Origin of the sequence: Bacteroides sp. AR20 (genome assembly GCF_964250605.1) — a bacterium.
Taxonomy (GTDB): Bacteria; Bacteroidota; Bacteroidia; order Bacteroidales; family Bacteroidaceae; genus Bacteroides; species Bacteroides uniformis.
Window position 1 is genome coordinate 38,234 of sequence record NZ_CAXUGK010000039.1, and the last position, 6,461, is coordinate 44,694.

The 6,461-nt window shown below is 48.6% G+C and carries 5 protein-coding genes; all 5 read right to left on the bottom strand.

Annotation, left to right across the window (positions count from 1 at the left end):
- Positions 1-2 precede the first annotated feature (2 nt).
- Complete coding sequence (locus tag ACESTD_RS16650; RefSeq protein ID WP_005836677.1) at positions 3-1,517, bottom strand: PepSY domain-containing protein; 1,515 nt, start codon at positions 1,515-1,517, stop codon at positions 3-5.
- Positions 1,518-1,586: 69 nt separating this feature from the next.
- On the bottom strand, positions 1,587-2,534 hold the full coding sequence (locus ACESTD_RS16655) for a sirohydrochlorin cobaltochelatase (protein WP_117681281.1): 948 nt from the start codon (positions 2,532-2,534) through the stop codon (positions 1,587-1,589).
- 17 nt (positions 2,535-2,551) lie between these two features.
- Positions 2,552-3,856, bottom strand: coding sequence for a hypothetical protein (locus tag ACESTD_RS16660; protein ID WP_005829365.1), 1,305 nt, complete (start codon positions 3,854-3,856; stop codon positions 2,552-2,554).
- Between the two features lie 21 nt (positions 3,857-3,877).
- Positions 3,878-6,238, bottom strand: a complete 2,361-nt coding sequence (locus ACESTD_RS16665) for a TonB-dependent receptor domain-containing protein (RefSeq protein ID WP_373158890.1) — start codon at positions 6,236-6,238, stop codon at positions 3,878-3,880.
- Positions 6,239-6,240: 2 nt separating this feature from the next.
- Positions 6,241-6,461 (bottom strand): hypothetical protein (locus ACESTD_RS16670; RefSeq protein ID WP_373170141.1); only part of this gene is annotated, 221 nt, incomplete at its 5' end.

The window sequence follows — 6,461 nt, forward strand, 5'->3', positions numbered from 1 at the left end:
CGTTAATAGCGTTTTTGTCTTTTACAACATTTTCTTCTTATATAATTCACACTTAACGCCACACCCGTGATGCAAACGGCTGTACCTCCAAGCAGCAATACCCAAAGCACAGTCTTGCGCAGGGTGGCATTGGAGTTCAGACCGGGCAGACGCATGCGGTGCAGGGCTGTATAGCTCCAGTATTTCCAGCGGGAGGAGGTGTCTACATGGCGGATGATTCCCGTTTCCGGGTGAATGTAATAGACGCTCCGGTCCGGGTCGTCCACCGTTATCTTCCAGACGGGAAGCTGGGGTCGTCCGCGATACATATTGCTCATGTCGCGATAGTAGGTCTCGAAATGTTCGAGCCGGGAGATACGTATGCCGGGGATATGTTGTGAAGAATCACGCTGGGAGGTATAAATGCTTTCCACGCCTTTCAGGATTTCTTCTTCGGAGAGTTGTAACGGACGCGGCAGGCTGTCGGCGGCATCGATGTAATACTCGTTTTTTCTATCTTTTACGATGTAGTAGGGATGTTCGCGGAAGTTGCGCCACTCTATCTGCAAAGCTTGGGGATAGGCAGCTATGACACGGCGGTAGTCCAAGGGGTAATCCTCCGGTTGTGGGGCACGGGCATGGAGCGTGCGTGTGGCGCTGCCTTTCTTCAGTGCCGGTTTATGAATCCATTCGGGAATGTCTGCCAGAGACATCATGCCGCTGAAGGTGAAGGTCAGTACGAAGATGCCGAAAAAGATTCCGCTGACGTAGTGCCAGTGATACCATCTTTTTCGGTAGGGGGAGAACTTGGGATGGCGGCTTCGGTGCGTCTTACGCCATACATCCACAGTTACCCAAATGCCGGCAATGACCATGAGACAACCCAGAGCTGTGAGCCAGATGACGGTCTTAGTCCAAAGGACGGTGTCCTGCCGCAGCCAGGTGAAGTATACCCAGTGGGGAATGGCACCCAGCCATGCCCAGAAGCGTTCGCTTCTGTTGGAGAACTGCAAGGCCTCACCGTTTTGTGAACTCAGATAGAGCTGTGTCCCGGCATCGTCGGCAAAGTATATTTTATAAATGGGCATTTCCTTTTTCAGTTCAGCGAAGGGAATCCATTGGTCCAGAGAGTGGAGGGTGTCGATACGGGTAATGGGAGAAGAACACCACAAAGCTGCTGTCCGGTGCAGGTGTTCACTGTCCAGAGAGGGTCGTGAGATGGTGGAATCGGCAAGGAAATGAAGCGTGCCTTTTGTGGTACTAAAGCTGAACTCGGGGTGTCCGGCATTGAGGTTCAGTATCGTAGACCTGACCTTTACGCCACGGGGCAGGCGGGCTGTGACGGAGGAGATGTCCGGAAGTGAGTCTCCGGTTTGGGAGAGCATATCCAGCTTTTGCATTTTCTCTTTGGCGCTGACACGGGGAAAGCGGTGGTACATCATCACGAAGGCGGAGAGGAACCACATGAGAAATAGGATACAGAGCAAAGTGCCCAGTATCCTATGAATAGAGTACATCAGTTTGGTGATAACATTCATTGTCGTTCGCGTTTTTCCTGCAAAAGTACAAGATGATTCAAGAACACTAAATACCCACTAATGGGTATATTATTCTGTGTCTTTTCCGGCAGCATAGGCCGCCTTCTTCGTCATGATGTCCAGCATGCGGTGCTTCAGTCCGAAACGGATATGGTCAATGAATATTTCTTGAATTTCCGGAATTTGTCCCAGTCCTTCCAGTTGTGCACTGACGGTGAAGCCTTCTTTCTCGAGCATCTCCTTCCACTCTCCGGCAATGTCGTTTTTGGCATGGTCTCCGGCAACAAACATGAAGGGTATGAGGGTCACACGTTTGGCTTTCCCGGCTTTCAGTTGTGCCAGCATGGTGTCAAAGGTTGGATAACCTTCGATGGTGCCCACATGGAAATTGGTCAGTCCGCCTGCTTTCAGCATATAGTCCATCTGACTGTAGATGGCGGTACTGGGGGTATAGGTGCCGTGGCCCACAAGGACGAAGTGTTCTTTGGTAGCTTTCTTGCTTTGTGCCGGGGCGTTGTAGCGGTTCCCCAGAATACTTGCCACTTTCTCTGCATCTTCGATAGAGTAGAGCAGGGGAGTACCTACACGTATTTCCTTGAAGAAGGGTAGTGCGCTTTCCACATCCCGGCGGAGGGATTCCATTTCTACTCCGTCAATGATGTTGGTACTCTGTACGATGAGGTGTGTGTAACCTTCGCTGCGCAGTTTCAGCATGGCATCCAGTGGAGTCAGCTTCGTGATGCCGCGCTCTTTCAAGCGGCGGATGATGATGCGCGACGTATAGGCTTCTTGGAACTTCAACTCCGGGAAGGCGGCTTGTGCCTTGGCGTTGATGGCATCAATGGTGAGGGCGCGGGTATCGTCGTGCGTAGTGCCGAAGTGCACCATGAGCAGGGCGGCTTTGTCGCCGGGTTTCATACTTGCAAGCATATCGCTGTGCTCGTAGTTGCCTCCCCCGTGCGCATGGCAGAGGAGGAGGAAATTACAAAGGAATAAAAAGACAAACAAATTCTTCATAAATACTGATGCTTGTTTTAATCGTTCTCTATGACACGTATCATATCGAAGTAGAAGCGTCCGTCCACTTCGGCTCCTTTCTCTACATTACCGGTCTTGATGTCATAGATGTAGATAACGGCGTTGGCATCTTCTTCAGTGTTTACACCAATGTATGCTTTGTTGTTGAAGATGACAGAACGCTGTGAGAAGCGACCGCCGCTGTAACCGATTTCCTTGCCATCATAGCTTAAGCGTGTCTTGGTTCCGGTGGTAAGATCGAGGATGGCGTAGTAGTGAGAGTAAGCGTCGATGCCGGGTTGCTTATCTGCAGCGGGTCTATCGGCATTGTCATTACGTGCATACACTAAGGCTTTGTTCCCTTCCAGATATTGAATGGTCAGCAATTTGCCGTCGGCATTGGGATAGCCGTTGTAGGAAGCGTCGAATTCTGTTTCGCCTTTGTTGATACGTAGCAGGATGCCTTTGAAAAAAGCGTTATCTTCTTCGTGGAAACAAGCTAGGTAGAGATTGTCTGCTTCGTCGTACATTACGCAGTTTTGCATCAGTTCTCCGTAAGCGCTTCCTGCCATTTCGCATTCGATGGGAGAGAGTACATCTTTTTCTACTTCCATGGTAGAGGGGTTGATAATGGCTGTATGGAAGTTAGGCTCTTGCTGGTCTATATTCGTCAAACCGTCTGTCTCTTTCCAATAGTAGAAGTAGTACAATCTGTTGTCTGATTTGCGGTAGGTGAGGATACCGGAGCTTGTCAGTTTGAGCCAGTTGGTGGGGGCTGGTATGTTGAGTTCACCTTCAGCAAGGATAGTCAAGTCCTCTGCGTTCAGTTTCGTATAAAGAATCTTGTCCTTCTTACCATTGGTAGACATGATGACGAGTGTGTTGTCATCAATCCAGGCATGTGTGTAGGAACGTACCTTATAGCTGTTGGCCTTGAAAGGACGTTCTGCAATAACCTGAACTGCATTGTTCTTGATTTGATATTTTACGAAACGGTCGTTGGTTGCGGGTATTTGGTAGTAATATTTTCCTTTTGAGATAGTCTCCATGGAATAATCTCCCAGTTCCGAACCTTCTCTTTTCACAGTGATGACACCCTGCTCTGTGGCCAATGAGTTGACGCTATGGACAATAGTGGTATTCTTGCTACTCATCCCACCGTGTTTGTCTACGGTGACAAATAGGTCGAAGTGATAGTTATCCTCATTGACTTCCGGGTCGGGATTAGGATTAGGTTCCGGGTCATCATCGGAACACGCTGTGAATGACAGTGCCATCATGGCAGCCATAAAGGCAATCAGTGTAAATTTGAATTTTCTCATTTTGAATGAATTATTAAATGATTAGTTAATGAATAGTCTGAATTTAGCAAAAAAAGCACGTCCGGGCTTCTGCAGCTTGTAGTTGTCATAGGCTGTCTTGTCGAGGAAGTTGGTACACTCCAAAGCCAGATTATAGCGTCCGCGTCTCCATGAGTAAGTGATGTCGGCATTACAGATGTGCTGGGCGGGAATGCGTGCCTTGTTATCATATGCGCCGTAAGCTTCCCAGGTCAGGAAGTACCAGTGTACCCATTGATAGGTACAACCCAGGCGCAATCTGCTTTCGGGCAGGGCAATGTTGCGGAAGGTATAATAAGCCTCTACGCTACCGAATAGCCACGGGCGGTTGGGCACACGGTTGTTATAGGTGGCAGAGGGCTTTCCGTCACCCTTGTACTTCTGCTGGTCGCGAGTGTCCTGGTAGCTGACGTTTGTGGCGAGTTGCAGTCTGCCTTGCCAGTCGTAGCGCATTTCCCCTTCCGCACCTTTTACATGGACAGCCGGGACGTTGGTATATTGCATTGTACCCTCTTTCTCGGCAATGCTGGTCTGAATGTAGTTGTCTACCTTACGGAAAAATCCGCTCATCTCATAATAGAATGTATGTCCATTGCCCGGGTGCCATGTGCCGAACAGAGAGGCATTGAAGTTGTTGCTGTTTTCCGGTTTCAGTGCCACGTTGGCATAGATGGTGGTACCGTTTCCCAACAGCTCGCGGGCGATGGGCAGTCTTACGCTATGCTCGTAGGATACTTTGATGGATAAAGGTTCCACGATGATATACCGGAGTCCGGCACCGTAACCCAGGTAGTTCTTGGTGGTGGAGCCTTGCACATCCTTCGAGCCGGTCACGCTGGATTGGTCGGTCTGCCGGATATTGGGATGGTTGATGTAGTCTTTTATGAAGAATACGTTTTCCATCTTGCCATCCAACAGAGACTGGTTGTAGGAGAGTCCCAGGATATGTTTGGTAACCACATCTTTTGACGGCTCGAAGCTGGTATCAAGGTCATCGAAGCGGTCGTTTCCGGTACGGCTCAAATGGTAGTTCAGATTAAAGCTGTGATGGGTATTCAGCTGATAGTCCAGGTTGGTGCGCATGATGGTGAGCGGACGCTTGTAGTGGCGCATGGATGGTTCTTTGCCCATAATCTCGTTGCGCTGGCTCACGATGTATCCTCCGTCCCAATAGTACTTCCGATAGGCAGTGTCCACGGTCAAGGAATGGTCCCAGGTGTGGGAGAGGGAGGCATTCAGTTGCATGTTCTTCAGGATGAAGTTGTACTTCTGATAGCGGGCAGAGATGTTCCAGGAATCGGAATTCCTTTCTGCCATTCCGTATACTTTGTTTTGAACAGACCCCGTCTGCAGTTCCTTGTCTGTTTTTGAATAGGAGGCGGAAACAAAGAAAGCATCAGCCCAGGATTTGTTGACAAATCCGGCTTCCACCTGTGCCAGTAGAGAGAAGTAGCCGTCATGAAAACGCTTGGGATTGCCATATATGAAGTTGTCCCCGCTTTCGTCGCGCATCTGTACATTCTTCATTCTATAATCGTTTTTGGAGTAGTTGATGCCAACGGTGGGCCAGACTATTAGTCCGGTTTTCTTTTCTACGAACTGTGCATTCAAGTCTGCCTTGTGGGTATGGAAGGAGCCGATGCCGTAAGATACATCCAGATAATCCTTTTTTTCCTGCTTTGTAATGATATTGATGGTGCCGCCCAGTGCATCTGTTCCCAAGCTGGCAGGGACTACTCCTTTGTATATCTCAATCCGGTCTATGATGTTAATGGGTAAGTTGGCGAGGGAAACACCGCTTCCTTTGGTGTCCAGTGGCATTCCGTCCAGAAAGTAGCGGATTGAATTTCCGGACAAGCCGTTGATGGAGAGGTCGAAGTCCGAGCCAACCCCGCCTTCCTCTCTCACCTTGATGCCCGTTGTACGGTTCACCAGGTCGTTGAGGTTATTCAGTGAGTTTACTATCGGCTTGATGTCGAGTGCATTGACGGCAAAGGCTCCTTCCTTCACTTTCTGCGTTTGGGTCTTTCCGTAAACCTCGACAGAGCTCAGCGTTACGGCACTTTCCTGCAATGTAAAGTTCTGTTTTTTATCCTGCCGGATGTCGAGGGATTGTTTCACGGTTTGGTAGCCCAGAAAGGAGACAACGAAGGTATGTTTGCCCGGAGTGACTTGCAGTGAATATTTCCCCTGGTCGTCCGTATAGGTGCCGGAGGTGGTGTTTTCCACAGCAATGGTGGCTTGGGCAACCGGTGTTCCGTGTTGGTCGGTGATTTTTCCGGATAAGGTGACCTTATTCTGTGCCATACTACCTGCAGGCAGCAGGCAGATAAATGTAAATAGCAGCCATGTGATTATTTTCATCTCTATTCCTTAATAATCGATTCTTGTATTTCTCTTTTATTACTATCTAATAATTTTATGCAATAATTTATATAATTGGAATACATTGAAGGTAAAGGCCCATTTCCTATCTTACTTAAAGTATTTTGTTTTGCTTCATCCATTAATTTGCTGAATTCAACTTGCAAATGCAACAGAATTCTGATTAATAATTTGTTTAAATTTTTCGTTTGGCGTGAGGTAT